The following is an 18,259-nucleotide window of genomic DNA, read 5'->3' as shown; positions in this document are numbered from 1 at the left end:
GGCGATGGAGGCCCGGAAGCCGGGCTTGCCGCGCCCGATGAAGGCTTTCAAGAATCGGATTTTACGGCTATATATTCGGTCGATGTTTCTTGATCCCAAAGACCTTGCCAACCGCCCCAAGATACTGATCGTCCTGCATCAGGAGCACTCGACGCCAGGCCGCGTCGGGCAGGAACTCCTGAAGCGGGGGTTCGCCCTCGACATCCGCAAGCCGCGCTTTGGCGACCTCTTGCCCGAAACGCTGAAGGATCACGCGGGCGCCGTCGTCTTCGGCGGGCCGATGAGCGCAAACGACACCGACGCCTTCATTCAGCGCGAGATCGACTGGATCGACGTGCCGCTGAAAGAGGAAAAGCCGTTCTTCGGCATTTGCCTGGGCGCACAGATGCTGGTGAAGAACCTGGGCGGCCACGTGGGCAGCCATGACGAAGGGCTGGTCGAGATCGGCTATTACGACATCACGCCAACGGAAGCCGGCAAGGCGCTGATGAAGTGGCCGAAGAAAGTTTACCAATGGCACCGCGAAGGCTTCGACCTGCCGAATGGGGCCGAGCTTCTGGCCGGCAGCGAAGCCTACCCGAACCAGGCGATCCGCGTGGGCAAAAACGCCTATGGCATCCAGTTCCACCCCGAACTGACCTACAAGATGATGGTGCGCTGGACGACGCATGGCGCGCCGCGCATGGACCTGCCGGGCGCGCGCCAGCGGCGCGACCACTTCTCCGGGCGTTTCGTCTTCGATCCGCCGCTGAAAACCTGGCTCGACAACTTCCTGGACCTTTGGATCGGCACGGCGGCGAAACCGGTTCAGACCGCCGATTTGCGGGAAGCCGCCGAGTAAGCCCGCAAGATCAAATGGTGTTTCGCGGTCTTTGTCTCTCAGATTTCGTGAAATTTGAGAGACAAAGGCATTTGACGTACACGCGTGCGACTCAAACGAGTTTGTCTCTCAAAAACCGCCGAATTTGATTCACAAACTGATTTGAAGACTACGACTACAGCATCATCGGAGGGCGCAACGATGCGAGATCGCCTTTCCGTCGTCGTCGGCGACATCACGAAGCTTGAAGTCGACGCCATCGTCAATGCCGCCAACGAGCAGCTCTTGCGCGGTGGCGGCGTGGACGGCGCGATCCACCGCGCGGCAGGGCCGGAACTGCAGGAAGAATGCCGCAAGATCGGCGGCTGCCCGACCGGCGAAGCGCGGCTGACGAAGGGCTATCGCCTGCCGGCGCGCCATGTGATCCACACCGTCGGGCCCGTCTGGCGCGGCGGAAACGCGGGCGAGCCCGACTTTCTCGCCGCCTGCTATCGCAACTCCATCTCCATCGCCAATGCACAAGGCTTCGCCAGCATAGCCTTTCCGGCGATTTCGACCGGGATCTACGGCTATCCGGCGGATGAGGCTGCAGCGATTGCGGTGAAGACGACCATGGATGCGCTGCTGGAGCTGGGAGGCGACCCCGAGAAGGTTATCTTCTGCTGCTTTTCGGAGGAAGGTGCCGCACACCACCGCGCGGCGCTGGATTCAATTCTCCAGTAAGAGAACGCAGGCGACGAGCGCCCGCATCCCCAGCATTTTAGCCCTCGATAACGACCAGAAGATCCTTGGCGTCGATCTGCGCGCCCGGCTCGACAAGGACTTCCGAGACCTTGCCGTCCTTTTCCGCGTGAAGGGCGGTTTCCATCTTCATCGCCTCGATGGAGACGAGAACGTCGCCCGCCTTGATCTCCTGCCCCGGCTTGATGGCGACCGTGGAGATAACGCCCGGCATGGGCGCGCCGATGTGGGCGGGATTGCCGTCCTCCGCCTTGCGCCGGGCAGCCGCCGCATCAGCACCATGCGCGCGGTCCGGCACCTTGACATTGCGCGGCTGGCCGTTCAGCTCGAAGAAGACCTTCACCTGGCCTTTCTCGTCGGTTTCGCCGATTGCCTGACAGCGAACCACAAGCGTTTTTCCCGGTTCGAGATCGACCAGGATCTCCTCTCCCGCCTCAAGCCCGTAGAAATAGACCGGCGTCGGCAGGACGGACGTCGGACCGTAGGTCTCCTGCGCCTTCATGAAATCCGTGAAGACCTTGGGGTACATGAGGTAGGAGGCAAGGGCGGCATCGCCGATTTCGCCGCCCGTCTTGTCGGCGGCCTCCTTGCGGCGCGCCTCCAGATCGTCGTCCTTCAGGAGCGAACCGGGACGAACGGTGATCGGCTTTTCGCCTTTCAGGACTTTCTTCTGAATGTCTTGCGGCCATCCGCCCGGCGACTGGCCGAGATCGCCGCGCATCAACTGCACGACGCTGTCGGGGAAGGCGACATCCTTCTTCGGATCGAGGACATCATCGGGCGTAAGGCCCTGGCTCACCATCATCAGCGCCATGTCGCCGACGACCTTGGACGACGGCGTGACCTTGACGATATCGCCGAACATGAGGTTGGCGTCGTGATAGGCCTGGGCCACGTCATGCCAGCGGGTCTCAAGGCCGAGCGAACGGGCCTGCTCCTTCAGGTTCGTGAACTGGCCACCCGGCATCTCATGCAGGTAGACCTCCGAAGCACCGGACTTGAGGTCGCTTTCGAAGGCGCGGTACTGGTTTCGCACCGCCTCCCAGTAAAAGGAAATCTCGCGGATCGCCTTCGGATCGAGCCCGGTGTCGCGGTCGGTTCCGCGAAGGGCCTCGACGATGGAGCCAAGGCACGGCTGCGAGGTCATGCCCGACAGCGCATCCATCGCCGCATCCACCGCGTCGACGCCGGATTCGACCGCCGCAAGCACGGTCGCCGCCGCTATCCCCGAGGTGTCATGCGTGTGGAAGTGGATCGGAATGCCAACCTCCTCCTTAAGCGCCTTGAAGAGGACGCGGGCGGCCTGCGGCTTCAACAGGCCCGCCATATCCTTGACGCCCAGGATATGCGCGCCGGCCTTTTCCAGATCCTTGGCGAGCGATACGAAATAGCGCAGATCGTATTTCGGGCGCGCGCTGTCGAGGATATCGCCCGTGTAACAGAGCACGCCCTCGCAGAGCTTGTCCGCCTCGCGCACCGCATCCATCGACACGCGCATGTTCTCCACCCAGTTGAGACAGTCGAACACGCGGAAGAGATCGACGCCGTTTTGCGCGGCCTGGGCAACGAAGAACTTCACCACGTTATCGGGATAATTCGTGTAGCCGACGCCGTTCGCCCCGCGCAGCAGCATTTGCAAAAGAACGTTCGGCACCTTTTCGCGGATGAGACGCAAACGCTCCCACGGGTCTTCGGTGAGGAAGCGCATGGCGACGTCGAATGTCGCGCCGCCCCAGCATTCCAGCGAGAAAAGCTGCGGCAGGGCGGAGGCGTAGGCATCCGCGATTCTGGCGATGTCGAAGGTGCGCATGCGGGTGGCGAGCAGCGACTGATGGCTGTCGCGCATTGTCGTGTCGGTGACGAGCGCACGCTTTTCGCCCTTCATCCAGTTCGCGAAACCTTCCGGCCCCAGCTCGTCGAGAAGCTGGCGCGTGCCCTTGGCCGGCCTCATATCGTAACGCGGAACCTGCGGTGCGGCGGCCTCTGCCAGCGGACGGGGGCGGTCGCGCGTTTCGGGATGGCCGTTCACCGTGACGTCGGCGATATAGGTCAGAAGCTTCGTCGCCCGGTCCTTGCGGCGAACCTGCTCGAAAAGCGCAGGCGTTTCGTCGATGAAGCGGGTGGTGTAGTTGTTCGCCCGGAAATCCGGATGGCCGATGATGTTCTCAAGGAAAACGAGGTTGGTGGCGACACCGCGGATGCGGAACTCGCGCAACGCACGGTCCATGCGCTGTGCGGCCTCTTCCGCCGTCGGCGCCCAAGCGGTCACCTTTTCAAGCAGCGGATCGTAAAAGCGGGTGATCACCGCGCCCGAATAAGCCGTTCCGCCGTCAAGACGAATACCGAAGCCGGTCGCGCCCCTGTAGGCGGTGATGCGGCCATAGTCGGGAATGAAATTCTGCTCCGGATCTTCCGTCGTGATGCGGCACTGGAGCGCGTGGCCGTTCAGCCTGATATCGCCTTGGGCTGGAATGCCGGAGCCCGGATCGCCGATGATCGCGCCGGAGGCGACGCGGATCTGCGCCTTGACGATGTCGATGCCCGTCACTTCCTCCGTGACCGTATGCTCGACCTGGATGCGCGGGTTCACCTCGATGAAGTAGACCTTGCCCGTATCGGCATCCATCAGGAACTCGACGGTGCCTGCGCCGACGTAATCCACCGCCTTGCCGATCTTCAGCCCGTATCCGCAAAGCTCCTCGCGCTTGGCGCCATCGAGATAGGGTGCGGGCGCACGCTCAACGACCTTTTGATGGCGGCGCTGGATGGAGCAGTCACGCTCGAACAGATGAACGAGATTGCCGTGGCGATCGCCCAGGATCTGCACTTCGACGTGACGCGCGCGCTCCACGAGCTTTTCCAGATAGACCTCGTCCTTGCCGAAGGCGGCCTTGGCCTCGCGCTTCGCCGCCGTCACGTCGCGGGCAAGCTCCTTCTCGTCACGGATGACGCGCATGCCGCGCCCGCCGCCGCCCCAGGACGCCTTGAGCATGACGGGATAGCCGATACCGGCGGCGAGCTTTTTCACCGTCTCCATGTCATCGGGCAATGGCTCCGTCGCCGGCATGACCGGCACGCCGGCATCGAGCGCGATGTTGCGCGCCGAGACCTTGTTGCCCAGCGCGCGCATGGTCTCAGGCCTCGGCCCGATGAAGACGATGCCGTTTTCCTCGCAAGCCTCGACGAATTCCGGACTTTCCGACAGCAGCCCGTAACCCGGGTGGATGGCATCCGCACCCGACGCCCGTGCGACCCGCATGATCTCGTCGATGGAAAGATAAGCCTCGATCGGCCCCAGCCCCGCACCGATCTGATAGGCCTCGTCCGCCTTGAAACGATGCAGCGCCAGCTTGTCCTGCTCAGCGAAGACGGCAACCGTCCGCATGCCGAGCTCGTTTGCCGCGCGGAACACGCGAATGGCGATTTCAGACCGGTTGGCGACGAGAATCTTGCGAATGGCCAATGGCATCCTCCCCAGGCGAGCAAAAATAACGTCGCGGACCTTCTACTAAAGGATAGGTCTTTTGGGAAGCGGCGCACAATTTTTGTTGCGAAGCAAAAAATCGTGCGAAAACGAGACAACTTCCTTTGGCCGGCTTGGCAGCGGCATGTTCTCTCGCGCCGCCAGCCATCCAGATCTCGTATGTGCGGACGAGCGGCCCACAATTTATCGGCGAACCAAAACCGGAACATTCGCCGGTCAGTGATTCGTACGGCAGATGTTCCGCATTCTTCCCAATCGTTAACAACTCACTGTCAAATTTAGCGAATCAATTAACTTGAAATTTGCACTTGACCGGACTCCGCGACGAATCCGCTCCGCTTGGAAATTTCCGCTAAGATTCTGAGCGGATTCACGATTTCGCCCCGAGTCGCTCGCCACACACAAGATTTCGTAGGGAACGAAAAGGGAATCTTCCGGAGTCAGCGATTCGGTCGGCTTTTGTTCCAGACTCGTTCTTTTTACGAGTCTCGCGAGATCGATTCGCGCAATGCGGGCATGGGCTGCCCGCAAAAACAACGATGCCGAAATTTGCGGGAAACGCGCAGCGCAAGAGTTGAACCCCACTAAACGAATCGGAAACCAACGAATGCGACTTGCAGCAAAAAGGGGCGCGACACGGGTAAAGCGTCTATGCTAGGAAACCGGTACGGAAATTTCCCCGCGCGATTTCAGCCGGAACGCAAGCACGAGCGACAGGCCAAGACGTCACCAGCCCAAAAATGTTTCAGACAGGATATTCGCCGCTTCCGCCGGCCGCGCGCGCCCGCACCGTTACCGCCGTTCTAGGGCCGACGAACACGGGCAAGACGCATCTGGCGATCGAACGCATGATCGCGCAGCCGTCGGGCCTGATCGGCCTGCCGCTTCGCCTGCTGGCGCGCGAAGTGTTCGGCAGGCTGGTGCAACGCGCGGGCGCGGACGCCGTCGCGCTGATCACGGGCGAGGAAAAGATCGTCCCGCCGACGCCGCGTTTCTGGGTTTCCACCGTGGAAGCCATGCCGCTCGATCTCGATACGGAATTCGTCGCCATCGACGAGGTCCAGCTTGCCGGCGACCTCGAGCGCGGCCACATCTTCACCGACCGCATCCTCAACCTGCGCGGTCGTTCGGAAACGCTGCTTCTGGGTGCTGCGACGGTGCGCCCGCTGCTTGAAAAGCTCATTCCCGGCATCAACGTCGTCACGCGCCCGCGCATGTCGGTGCTGACCTATGCGGGCTCCAAGAAGATCACGCGACTGCCCAGACGCTCCGCCGCGGTCGCCTTTTCGGCGAGCGAGGTCTATGCGATCGCCGAGCTTATCCGCCGCCAGCGCGGCGGGGCCGCCGTCGTGCTCGGCTCGTTGAGCCCAAGAACCCGAAATGCGCAGGTCGAGCTTTTCCAGAACGGCGACGTGGAACACCTGGTCGCGACCGACGCCATCGGCATGGGTCTCAACCTCGATGTCGATCACATCGCATTCGCCGGAAACCGCAAGTTCGACGGCTATCAATACCGCCAGCTCACGCGCTCCGAGATGGGCCAGATCGCCGGCCGCGCGGGCCGCCATACGAGCGACGGCACCTTTGGCGTGACGGGGCGTGTCGACCCGCTCGACGACGAGCTTGTCGATGCGCTGGAATGCCACCGCTTCGACGCGCTGAAAGTGCTGCAGTGGCGAAATCCGCAGCTCGACTTCACCTCGCTTGACCGGCTGATCCGCACCCTGGAACAGCCGCCGGGCGAAGAAGGCCTTGCAAAAGCGCCGCCCGCGGAAGATCAGGTGGCGCTGGAACATGCCGCGCGCGACCCCGACATTCGCCGCATCGCCACCTCGCGAGAGCGGATCGAACTCCTGTGGGACGTCTGCCAGGTGCCGGACTACCGCAAGATCGCGCCGGCCAACCACGCGGAACTGATCGCCTCCCTTTACGGTTATATAACGCAGAACGGTGTCATTCCCGACGACTGGTTCGGGGCGCAGGTTTCCTTCGCCGACCGGATCGACGGGGACATCGACACGCTTGCGAACCGGATCGCCCACATCCGCACATGGACCTTCGTGGCCAACCGCGCGGACTGGCTAAGCGATCCGGCATATTGGCAAGGCGTCACGCGTGGCATAGAAGACCGTCTATCCGATGCCCTGCACGAAAAGCTGACGCAGCGTTTCGTGGACAGGCGAACCAGCGTATTGATGCGACGTTTGAGAGAAAACGCGATGCTCGAAACGGAGATCAACCAGACCGGCGACGTGCTTGTCGAGGGTCAGCATATCGGCCAGTTGCAGGGCTTCCGCTTTGCGCCCGACGCCGCAGCCGAAGGACCCGACGGCAAGGCCGTGCGTGCGGCGGCGCAAAAGGCGCTGGTGAGCGAGATAGAGCGGCGCGCGGAAAAGCTCTCCAAGGCGCCGAACGAGGAATTCGCGCTTTCCACCGACGGAACGATCCGCTGGCAGGGCGAAATCGTCGCGCGGCTGATCGCGGGCGAAACGGTGCTTGCGCCCGGCTTCGTCGTCCTTGCGGACGAAACGCTGACTGGCCCGACACGCGACAAGGTGCAGGAGCGGGTTTCGCTATGGATCAAGGCGCATGTCGGCACGCTGCTGAAGCCGCTCAACGACCTTGAAGCCGCCGAAGGGCTGGAAGGGCTCGCGCGCGGCATCGCCTTCCGCCTCGTCGAGGGCCTCGGCATCCTGGAGCGCCAGGATGTGGCGGAGGACATACGCCAGCTCGACCAGGGCGCGCGCGCCTCCATGCGCAAGCTTGGCGTGCGCTTCGGCGCCTATCACATTTACGTGCCCGCCCTGCTGAAGCCTGCGCCGAGCCAGCTTATTGCCCAGCTCTGGGCGCTCAAGCACGGCGAGCCGGAGATGCCCGGCCTCAACGAACTGCCGCAGCTTTCGGCCTCCGGGCGCACGTCGATCCCGGTGGATCCCGAAATTTCGCGCGATCTCTACAGGGTCGTCGGTTTCCGCGTCTGCGGGCCGAGAGCCGTGCGCATCGACATCCTGGAGCGGTTGGCCGATCTCATTCGCCCGTTGATCGCGTGGAAGCCGATCGACAAGACCGTCGAGCCGCCGGAGGGTGCGGTCGCCGAAGGCGGCGGCTTTACCGTGACGGTGGCCATGACGTCGCTCCTGGGCTGCGCGGGCGAGGATTTCGCCGCCGTGCTCAAGTCGCTCGGCTACCGCTCAAACCCGCGCGAAATAACGCGCCCGGCGAAGGTGAAGGACGAGGAGACCGCGAACGGCGAAACGGCTGCGGCAGCAAAAAACAGCGCCGAAGCCGGGGCGCAGGACGCGGAACCCGCAAAAACAGGCGCTGAAACGGAAGCCACGCCCTTGGAGGCAGCCGGGGAAACACAGGCCGAAGCGGCGCCAGAAGAGGCGACCGTGGCGGAAGCGACCGCTGAAGACACAGCGGATGCCGCAACGCCGCAAGCAGAGGAAACGCCTGCGACAGCCGACGCCCCCGCAGAAGCGCCCGAAGCCGAGGCGACAGCCGAAGCACCTGCTGCCGATGAGGCAACGGCCGAAGCCGCTCCCGCCGAGGGCGAGAGTAGGGGCGGTGAGGACGTGGCCATGGAGACCGTGACGGTGGAGGTCTGGCGGCCCGGACGCGGAGACCGGCGCCCCCGAAACCGCCAGGAAAGCAACCGCCAGGATAACAACCGCCAGGCGGGTCGCCGCGGCGAGGACGGCGCGCGTGAGGGCAATGGCGAAGGCCTTCGCGAAAGCCGCAATGCCAAGGGCCCGCGCCGGGGCAAGGGCGGGCGAAACGGACCCGGACAAGGGCCGGGGAAAGGATCGGGCAAGCCCCACACCGGGCAGCGCAAGTCCGCCCCGCCCAGGGAAAAGCGCGCCGACCCGGATTCGCCATTCGCGGCCCTGGCGGCGCTCAAGGCCAATCTGGAAAAGGGCGGTTCCGACAAATCCTGACGGGGGTGCGCGGTGAGCGAGCCTGCGACAGCGCAGCGCATCGACAAGTGGCTCTGGCATGCGCGCGTGACCAAGTCGCGCAGCCTCGCCCAGAAGCTTGCCGTTTCGGGCCATGTCCGGCTCAACCGCGAAAAAGTGGACGCGGCCAGCAAGACCGTGAAGATCGGCGATGTGCTGACCGTCGTGCTGGAGCGGCGTGTGCTCGTCCTGAAAATTCTCGCGATCGGCGCGCGGCGCGGGCCCGCGAGCGAGGCCCGGCTTTTGTACGAGGACCTTTCGCCGCCGAAGCCGGAGCGCGCCGTCCGGGCCATGCCCGATGACGGACGGCGGGAAGCCGGCGCTGGCCGGCCGACGAAGAAGGAACGCCGCCAGATCGACGCGTTTCGCCGTTCGGAAGACTGAAATTCCGATTCTTGCCCGCATCTTGGAAATAATTCATTTCAAGGACGGAAAATCTCGCTTCGAGCGGCCTTGCGGGAGCGGCGCAAAGGCGCTACCCAATCGCCCGACGAACAACCGTGACGCCGAGCCCCTTCTCACCGGCTTGCTGAAGGCGAGATCGGCAATAAATTACGTGACAGGAACGGCCCGCGCGGAATAGCCGCACAAGGCCCACCTGTTCCGGGCCAACCTTGGACGCACGCCTTCGTGCCTTCGAGGCGTGGCGTGTACGAGAGGAACGCGATGACCTACATCGTCACCGACAATTGCATAAAGTGCAAATACACCGACTGCGTCGAGGTCTGCCCCGTGGATTGTTTCTACGAGGGCGAGAACATGCTGGTCATCCACCCGGACGAATGCATCGACTGCGGCGTATGCGAGCCGGAATGCCCGGCGGAGGCGATCAAGCCCGATACGGAACCGGGCCTGGAAAGCTGGCTGGAGATCAATACGAAATATGCCGCCGAGTGGCCGAACATCACCGTGAAGAAGGACCCTCCGGCGGATGCGAAGGATTTCGACGGCAAGGAAAACAAGTACGAACAGTATTTTTCGGCCGAGCCGGGCACGGGCGACTGACCGGCTTATATTCCCTTACGTCACCCTTTGAGCGCCGAATCGTCGCAGGCGATTCGGCGTCCTCATTTTGACGAAGACTTTGAATTCCACAATTTTTTGTGCTATATAATCACTACAGTCGATGGAATCCGAACCCCTCCCAACGGAGGTTTTTTTATGATCGCAATCCGTAAACCGGTTGCGAAGGCGGCTAGGACCGTAAAATCCCCAGGACTGTCGAGGCACGGAGCATATATCGGCTGTTAATCGTAAAACGCGTATCCTTCGCGGCAAGCCCACCTGCCGATCGGGATAAACGCGTGTCTTCATCCTTCGGGGCGCCATCGCAACGACGACGGCTCTCCTATCGGCCGACGTCGGCCGGCAACTGCGCAGGAGTGACAAAACCATATGGCAACGACCGCTAAGAAGGCCGCGCAGCGACAAGGTTTCAAAACAGGCGAACATATCGTTTATCCGGCCCATGGCGTCGGGCAGATTACGGCAATCGAAGAACAGAACGTGGCAGGCTTCTCCCTCGAACTGCTGGTGATCAGCTTCGAGCAGGACAAGATGACGCTGCGCGTCCCCGTGGCGAAGATCCCTTCCGTCGGCATGCGCAAGCTTTCCGATGCAGCCGCAGTGAAAAAAGCGCTGGAAACCGTACGCGGGCGCCCGCGCGTAAAGCGCACCATGTGGAGCCGCCGCGCACAGGAATACGAGGCGAAGATCAATTCGGGCGACCTTATCGCCATTGCCGAAGTGGTGCGCGACCTCTACCGGTCCGAAAGCCAGCCCGAGCAATCCTATTCCGAGCGCCAGCTCTATGAGGCCGCGCTCGACCGCATGTCGCGCGAAATCGCCGCCGTCAACAAGACTTCCGAGACGGAAGCGGTGCGCCAGATCGAGCAGAACCTGGCCAAGTCCGAGAGCCGCAAGGCCGCAGCGGCCGCCGCCGCCGCGGAAACGGACAGCGAGGACGACGAGGACACCCAGGAAGAAGCCGCCTGAGGCATTCCCGCGAGTTCTCCAGATATCTTTCAGAAAAGCCCGGCCCTCCGCCGGGCTTTTCGTTTCTCCCGCGCAGCCGCAGCAGTGATCGTGATGCGAAAGCGGCATTTTGACATTCCGCCCGATCACGAAAAGCGGCGCCATACCGGCGCAATCGAGAATCTCTCGATCGCCGGACATTTCATTCACCCTGATCGAAGACGAAGTTCAGAGTTTCGAAAACTCCAAAAGCAGCCTTATACATTTTTACGGATACGCAATATAAATATCCGGAAGAACAAAAATTATCACACCACTTACGGCTTCGTATTCATTCTACCTGACGAAGCTGACAATCAAATTTTATGGACAGATAACGCTATTAATGCTATATTTTGTAATATTTTTTCCGAAACGGAATTAAGCGTCACAGCTCAGACCGCGATAAATACGTTCGATAAGAAACGCTGATGATATCGCACAAAAAATTGTCTTTGAGCTGATCCCCTACGAGACGCATCATTTGACAATGGAAAACTTCGCGGTCGACCGGGTGAGAATATCGGCCTGCGGATCGGCGACCGGGACTTCATCACGCCGCATGCGTGCCTTCCTCCCGCCCGGCGCCTGATCCAGGAAACCGGAGACCGCGTAAGACGACCAGACACCGGCCACAACGGGTGCCCGAACGAGGGCCAGGAGGCGGTTATGAGTTCAACACGTATACAAGGAAGCCGAAGGCAACTCGTCAAGGCGGCGATGAACGCGCCCTACCTCTCCCGAGAGGAGGAACACGAGCTTGCGCTAAAATGGCGCGACGAAGGCGATCAGGCTGCGCTCGACCGGCTGTCACTCGCCCATATGCGGCTGGTGATCGCGGTTGCGGCCAAATACCGGAATTTCGGACTTTCGATGGGCGATCTCATCCAGGAAGGCCATGTCGGCCTGCTGGAGGCGGCATCGCGCTTCGAACCGGAACGGGAAGTGCGCTTTTCCACCTATGCGACATGGTGGATCCGCGCATCGATCCAGGACTACATCCTGCGCAACTGGTCCATCGTGCGCGGCGGAACCTCATCGACGCAAAAGGCGCTGTTTTTCAACCTTCGCAGGCTGCGAGCGCGCCTTTCACGCGGTACCTCGCAGCTTTCCGAAGACGAAATCCACACGCAGATCGCCGACGCGGTGGGTGTCAAGGTCGGCGACGTGGCTTTGATGAGCGCGCGCCTGTCGGGACCCGACACCTCCCTCAACGCACCGGTCATGGAATCCGACGGGCAAAGTGCCGACCGGCAGGACTTCCTGGTCTCCGAGGATCCGCTTCCGGAGGAAACGGTCGGCAATGCGATAGACACGGAGCGGCGATCGAAATGGCTGCAGACCGCGCTCGGCGTCCTGAGCGAGCGAGAATTGAAGATCGTGCGCGAGCGCCGGCTTTCGGAGGATGGCGCCACGCTTGAGGCTCTCGGCCAGAAGCTTGGCATCTCCAAGGAGCGCGTGCGCCAGATCGAGAACCGGGCGCTGGAGAAGCTGAAGGACGCCCTGCTCAAGGCGCAGCCGGACAAGATCGCCTATTCCGGCTGACATACGGGAAAACGTCGAAAATCAAGGAAAATCCCGGGGGTCCGCCTCCGGGATTTTTTGTTGCACGGCCGGCGACCCTTCAGTCGATAACCGCCTTCAACGGCGTGCCCGCCTCGATGGGACGGCCAGGCTCGAGCTGGTTGAGCACGGTGAAAAGCTCGAGGCGGCGGCTCGGCTCTATCCCGCTCATGGCCACGGCAAGGCGCTCAGGCGTGTCGCCGGGCCTTGCGCGCACGATCCTGATGCGAAGCGGCTGCAGGCGCGCACGCTCGGTCGGCGTGAGCTGCCGGAAGCTTTGAACCGTTTCCTCATAGGCGCGCACGAATGGGTCCGTAGGGTTGCGCGTCGCGAAAATGAAGCGATATCCCGTACGGCCGATGCGGATAACGGCGATCCTGAAGGACCAGCCGTCGGTGAGCGCGGACGCCGTGACCGCGGGCAGGCCGTTGATCGTATCGGAACGCACGCTGTCGGCGATCAGTCCGTTGATCCAGCCGCTGCGCATATAGGCTTCCAGGGAATCGAAATCCGTAAGGTCCGCGCCGTCGAAACGAACGGCCGTACCGTCCGGGTTGCTCGCCAGGACAGCTTCCGGAGAATTTTCAAGGATATACCCCTTCGGCACCGTGAAGCCGATGCCCAGCGCCTTGTGAAGGAACGAACGCCCGCGAATGAAGCCCTCCAGCGGATCGTCGCCGTAGAGCATGCCGTCGATTTTCGTGAGATACGCCTCGCGGTCACGTTCGCCGATGCCGGGAGCGCCGATCTGGCGCGCCTCGCGCACGGCAAGCGTCACACGCTCCGGCGTGGACGGGTGCGAGGACAGAAAATCAGGCGCCGTCGACGTATCTCCCTGCGCATTCAGGAAGTTGGAGTAGCTTGCCATCGCCTTCAGGAAACGGGCGGCGGCAAAGGGATCGTATCCCGCGCGCGACAGGGTGCGCACGCCGATTGCATCCGCCTTCAACTCCTGCACCTGGGAAAACCGCGCGAAGGAAAGCTGCGATGAGACCAGCGCGGCACGGGCCTGATCGGGATTTCGCACCACGTTCACCAGCACGCGCGAGGCAAGCTCCGTGGCTTCGGCGCGCTGCTGGCGCTCGATCGCGTGGTTCGCCGTCACATGCGCCATTTCGTGGGCAAGGACGGCGGCCACTTCCGACGTGTCGTTGGCAAGCGCCAAAAGCCCGCGCGTGACGTAGAGATACCCCCCCGGCAGCGCAAATGCGTTTACCGCGGGCGAATTGAGGATCGTCACCCGATAGGTGCGCGAGGGATCGTCCGAGGCTTCAACCAGCCGGCCAACGACCTGGGCGACGGCGCGCTCAGCCCCCCTGTCCTCGTAAACGCCGCCGTAAGTGGCAACGACGCGCGGATGCTCGCGCGCGCCCATCTCCGCAGCCGCGCCCGGGCGCAGGGATCCGGGCCGCCCCGCACCCAACTGGGAACCGGAACCCGTCAGCTGGCAAGCGCCGAGAAGAACGGCAAGGCCCAGCGACGCAAGCGCCCTGAACCAGCCTTTTCGGCGATAATTGAATGTCTTACCTGTCATTTGCCGACGCCGGATCCCGATGTCAGTTGTTCCAATTGAGCCGGATGGCTGAGGACAAGCAATGGCCCCCGATCGAGCGCGACGAAACCGCGCAGCCGCACCCACCGTCCTTCCAGAGCGGAGATATCGACGCCGGCGGCATCAAACGCCGTTTCACGTCCGACATCAATGGTCGCCGTGAAGTCACGAGACCAGCGATAGCCGAAATTCAAATAGTGTGTCCTTCGGGTATGCCCAACCGACCGCACGCGCCCCTCCACCACGGCGAAATGCCCCGCAACGCGAGAAATCTCCTCCGGATCACCAGCGGAAAGAACGGTAAAATTCTGCCAAAGCCCTTCACGCGCCGCGCGAGCCTTCGCCTCCAGCGCCAAAAGCGGCTCCAGACAGTCCACCGTGGAATGTTGCGGATCGACAAGCGCCCGCCCGGACGAAACAAGCTCCGCCGCAAGCCATACACCGCTTTCAAGCGCCACAAGATCTCCCAGCCTCCGCTCCCACCGGTCCTCATGTTTCGCCTTTGAATAAAACATATAGGGCGCGAATTCATTCCCCCGGGGAATATCCGCTCGTAGAAGCCGCTTTCCAGCCAGGACGTCCGTCTGGAGATAGGTATCGCCGTTGCCGGCCAGAACCCCACCAGCCGGAATCATGGACGCCATACCGATTTCACGGCCGCTTTCATTCGGGTTCAGGCAAGCATCCGGCAGCGCCAGGGCGCTTTCCGCCACGCATTGGACCCCAGAGGCAAGCAACGCGCCTGCAAAAACACCTATCAAAAACCCCGGCCCGCCAGTGGGGCCCCGCGCCTTGCCCCGTATCGCCGCCTTCTTCGCTATCATTCCACCCCTGCGCCAGGCCCCACCGACAGCAAATTCGCAACTCTGGCGGATGCCGGGTTCCGGCTTCCAGCCACTAGAACGTGCTAATGCGATGCGACAGGCCATCCGTGCGATGCCTGATTCCCCTGCCACATATCGTCACCGATGGTGGCGCCAGCGAGGCAACATACGCAAACACTGCTTTCAACAGGGCGAAAAATGCACGAACGCTCCTTCACCATCCAATAAATTCGCCGATGCCGAGGCGTGCCGCCGCCCAATGAAGCAGGATACGGGCTTCCGCCTCGAGTCGCGATACGATACTGGACAGCCGGCGAGCGATCGGGCATTTAAGGATCATTCAACGGCCCCGTAGCTCAGCAGGATAGAGCATCAGATTCCTAATCTGAGGGTCGCAGGTTCGAATCCTGCCGGGGTCACCAACAAAATCAAATATTTAAAAATTTTCGATCTGCGAATCTTGATTCCAGCGTCCAAATGGCGTCCTGGCGGAGTCCAACTTGCGACTACCAGATGCGACTCATTGATGTGCTGGAATTTCGCTTCACAGGCGCGAAGCCAAAGCCGCAACACGACGGATTTCACGAAGGAAAGAAGTTGGCGGCACGCAGGATCGCCCTCCGTTTGGAGCCGGCAGCAGGACGCCACTTGGTTGATATTCCACCCGGCTTGAACCTGGCCGCGGCATTCGAATGGGACCAAGCGATTAGCGTTTCTCCGAATTCAAACCGGCAGCAATTGCTTCGAAGCGTCTTTCGTCGTTGACTACAGCCACCCGCCCGAGATTGAGAAAAAGTCGAGAATGCGGTGGACGCATTGTCCCGTGCACCATCAGGACCGGACGTGAATCAGGGCAGCGGAATGTCAGTTTCTTGGATCCAAGCAGACGCCGACACGTGAGCTATCCATGCCGGCTTCGCATTAGGAAACGACTATTGAACAGATCGGGAGCCATGTCCGAATACGGCCCAAAGCTGCCTTTTTTGCAAAAACCTCGAACAACCGCTTCTGACCCATAGCGGAAATTGGATCTATTCTGGCAGACCCGCTTTGCGCAGGCCCTCCAGATAATGCTGCCTGTCTTCATGTCTGCGATACTCAATTCTTGGGGTGATCCGAGCAATGGAAAAACCGGGATTGATCGTCAGGACCTCGCTTGCATGCTGCTGCGCTTTCTTGACCTCACCCAACCGAGCATGGCTCGCAGCCAAAATCAGGTGGTCCCAGATGGCGAGCGACTTCGCCCTGTTCAGGATCGACACAGCCCCTTCGTAATCCTTTTCCATGTAATGAATTGCCGACAAGACTGAGCCGTACCAGTCCGGATGATGGGGATTGCGGCGTATCGCATCCTCAATCCACTTGTGCGCCTCCTCAAGCTGGCCATCGTCCCTCAGAAGCATTGCCCGGGTGGCTAGCAAGTCCCCGTCGTTGGGATTCAGTTCTATGGCTCGAGCTATATGTTGAAGGGCCTTCTCATGGTCACCGCGCGCCGCACTGATTTGTCCGAAGAGGCGATGGATCTCGTAACCTGGAGCCCCTTCATCATTGGCTATCTGCGCGTAGCGGTAGGCCTGATCGAGGGCCTCGGTTCCCGTATCGGACCATTGAGCGTCGTAGTCGAGATAGTAGGTCCAGGCGAGGCCCAGATGAGCGTCCGGCAATCCGGGATCGAGTTCCAGCGCTTTCTTGTAAAGGCGGCGCGCCTCCTGATTTGAGTCTTTCGTAAGTTTGTGGAGTGCTTCGGAGCCGCGAAGGCTGAAGTCGTAGGCTTCGAAGCTCTCGAGTGGCTTGCTTTGCAGGCTTTCCGCTGCCTCGTGCCATATCTTCTCACCAAGGGCCGTAACCACCGAACGAACGATATCGTCTTGCACGACCAGGATATCGGTGACCTCCCGGTCGTATTTCTCGGCCCAAACGTGGTTTTGTTCACGTGTGTCGATAAGCTGGACCGTCACACGCATGTGGCTGCCGCTAAGCTGAACGCTGCCTTCAAGGAGATAGCGAACCCCGAGTTCTTGCCCGATCTGCCTGGCCGTTTTCGTCTGGTCCCTGTAAGAGAAGGCAGACTCACGAGAGATCACGAACAGATTGCCAAAGCGGGAAAGCTCGGTGGTGATGTCTTCGGCAATCGCATCGGAAAGATAAGCCTGATCGGCTTCACCAGACAGGTTCTTGAACGCCAGCACGGCGATTGAGGTTGCTTCAGTTGGCGAGTGTTGCACCACTCCATTGGCATTATCCGTTCTGGAGGGGTTCGCGAAGTGCCACCAAGCTACAGTGCCGAGCAGTGCCATTAACATGCCCAAAATCATTAAGACTTTGGGTTTCATTTTCCGTGGCCGCAGTGAAGGGACTGCCACGACAGGCGTGGACAGTGCCGATGCCTTTTCATCCAGAAGAACGCGAAAGGCACGAATCGGACGGGCGATATTCTTGACCTCGACCTCGCCAAGTTCCTCGAGGTTTAGATCAACCTTGTCGCGAATCTGGTTACGTACATTTCGTCCGATGCAGATACCGCCAGGCTCAGCTAAGCCTTCGAGCCTTGCCGCAATGTTGACCCCATCGCCAAAAATATCATCGTCCTCGACGATGACATCGCCGATGTTTATGCCGATGCGATAATGAATCTGCCGATCCTCGGCGAGACTAGCGTTGCGCTGTTGCATCTCCAGCTGCATTTCCGTGGCGAAGATCACGGCATCTACGACGCTGGGAAATTCCATCAGAGCGCCGTCGCCCATAAGCTTGATGATGCGCCCGTTATACTGTGCAACTTTCGGGTCGATCAGTTCAGTGCGCTGAGCTTTGAGCGCCGCCAAGGTGCCGGTCTCGTCCGCGCCCATGAGACGCGAGTAGCCAACTACATCGGTCGCCAGAATTGCAGCAAGACGTCGTTCCACGAGCGAACTCCTCGCTCAGTGCGCTAATCCCATATCGGCGAGCAATCTATACTGACGAATTAGCGCCGTTATACCCGCGTATGGCTATATCAGACATCGCCCGACGCCCACGTCAATGCTCCCCGTCGATCCTTGGCTGATGGTCCCGATTTATCCCTGCAAACGTCCACGACTGGCGCGTTTCTGCCGTTCGGTCACACTGCAGCGAATGACCGCATTCCGCCCTTGAACGCCACTTGGCGCAATGCGAGGACGCCCTCAAGATCTCGGAAGGTGTAGAGACCCAGGTGTGAGAGCCGGTGCCAACACCGGCTTGGAGCAAACATTTGCTTCTGCGGTAATTGCTGCATGGTAGTGTCGGCATAACTTCCGTTCGTGCATCTCCAAGCAGTTCAAATCA

Annotated in this window: 12 protein-coding genes and 1 tRNA gene; 9 read left to right on the top strand and 4 right to left on the bottom strand. The window is 61.2% G+C overall.

What is annotated here, in order from left to right; all coding sequences use genetic code 11:
* Positions 1-82: 82 nt before the first annotated feature.
* Both GR183_RS08485 and GR183_RS08480 read left to right on the top strand, forming a co-directional pair.
* Positions 83-841, top strand: a complete 759-nt coding sequence (locus GR183_RS08485) for a glutamine amidotransferase (protein WP_160775177.1) — start codon at positions 83-85, stop codon at positions 839-841.
* A gap of 180 nt (positions 842-1,021) precedes the next feature.
* A complete protein-coding gene (locus GR183_RS08480) occupies positions 1,022-1,543 on the top strand; it encodes an O-acetyl-ADP-ribose deacetylase (RefSeq protein WP_160775176.1) in 522 nt (173 codons plus the stop codon).
* A 37-nt stretch (positions 1,544-1,580) separates the two neighbouring features.
* Here GR183_RS08480 and pyc read toward each other — a convergent pair whose 3' ends face one another.
* On the bottom strand, positions 1,581-5,024 hold the full coding sequence (gene pyc / locus GR183_RS08475) for a pyruvate carboxylase (protein WP_160775175.1): 3,444 nt from the start codon (positions 5,022-5,024) through the stop codon (positions 1,581-1,583).
* A gap of 761 nt (positions 5,025-5,785) precedes the next feature.
* On the opposite strand from pyc, the gene GR183_RS08470 reads away from it, so the two are divergent.
* From GR183_RS08470 to GR183_RS08450, 5 genes are all read left to right on the top strand, one after another.
* Positions 5,786-8,983 (top strand): helicase-related protein, encoded by a 3,198-nt coding sequence (locus GR183_RS08470; protein WP_208999793.1) that lies wholly within the window; start codon positions 5,786-5,788, stop codon positions 8,981-8,983.
* Between the two features lie 12 nt (positions 8,984-8,995).
* A complete protein-coding gene (locus tag GR183_RS08465; RefSeq protein WP_160775174.1) occupies positions 8,996-9,385 on the top strand; it encodes an Hsp15 family ribosome-associated heat shock protein in 390 nt (129 codons plus the stop codon).
* A 282-nt stretch (positions 9,386-9,667) separates the two neighbouring features.
* Entirely contained in the window at positions 9,668-10,006 is a 339-nt protein-coding gene (gene fdxA / locus GR183_RS08460) for a ferredoxin FdxA (RefSeq protein ID WP_160775777.1), read from the top strand.
* A gap of 390 nt (positions 10,007-10,396) precedes the next feature.
* A complete protein-coding gene (locus GR183_RS08455) occupies positions 10,397-10,996 on the top strand; it encodes a CarD family transcriptional regulator (protein ID WP_160775173.1) in 600 nt (199 codons plus the stop codon).
* Positions 10,997-11,683: 687 nt separating this feature from the next.
* On the top strand, positions 11,684-12,559 hold the full coding sequence (locus tag GR183_RS08450; RefSeq protein WP_160775172.1) for an RNA polymerase factor sigma-32: 876 nt from the start codon (positions 11,684-11,686) through the stop codon (positions 12,557-12,559).
* Between the two features lie 79 nt (positions 12,560-12,638).
* Here GR183_RS08450 and GR183_RS08445 read toward each other — a convergent pair whose 3' ends face one another.
* A complete protein-coding gene (locus GR183_RS08445; protein WP_160775171.1) occupies positions 12,639-14,111 on the bottom strand; it encodes a M48 family metalloprotease in 1,473 nt (490 codons plus the stop codon).
* A complete protein-coding gene (locus GR183_RS08440; RefSeq protein WP_160775170.1) occupies positions 14,108-14,842 on the bottom strand; it encodes a thermonuclease family protein in 735 nt (244 codons plus the stop codon). The genes GR183_RS08445 and GR183_RS08440 overlap by 4 nt, the downstream gene beginning before the upstream one ends.
* Positions 14,843-15,298: 456 nt before the next feature.
* Here GR183_RS08440 and GR183_RS08435 point away from each other — a divergent pair.
* Together GR183_RS08435 and GR183_RS08430 are read left to right on the top strand one after the other, a co-directional pair.
* A tRNA-Arg gene (locus GR183_RS08435) sits at positions 15,299-15,375 on the top strand.
* Positions 15,376-15,466: 91 nt separating this feature from the next.
* Positions 15,467-15,718 carry a hypothetical protein gene (locus GR183_RS08430; RefSeq protein WP_160775169.1) on the top strand — a complete coding sequence of 84 codons (252 nt, stop codon included), beginning with the start codon at positions 15,467-15,469 and terminating at the stop codon, positions 15,716-15,718.
* A 266-nt stretch (positions 15,719-15,984) separates the two neighbouring features.
* Here the strand turns inward: GR183_RS08430 and GR183_RS08425 are convergent, their stop codons facing one another.
* Positions 15,985-17,859 (bottom strand): tetratricopeptide repeat protein, encoded by a 1,875-nt coding sequence (locus tag GR183_RS08425; RefSeq protein ID WP_160775168.1) that lies wholly within the window; start codon positions 17,857-17,859, stop codon positions 15,985-15,987.
* Positions 17,860-18,259 lie beyond the last annotated feature (400 nt).

Origin of the sequence: Stappia sediminis, assembly GCF_009826895.1 — a bacterium.
In the GTDB taxonomy this organism is placed as follows: domain Bacteria; phylum Pseudomonadota; class Alphaproteobacteria; order Rhizobiales; family Stappiaceae; genus Hongsoonwoonella; species Hongsoonwoonella sediminis.
Note: the sequence above shows the minus strand (reverse complement) of the source record. Positions and strands in the feature narration are given on the sequence as shown.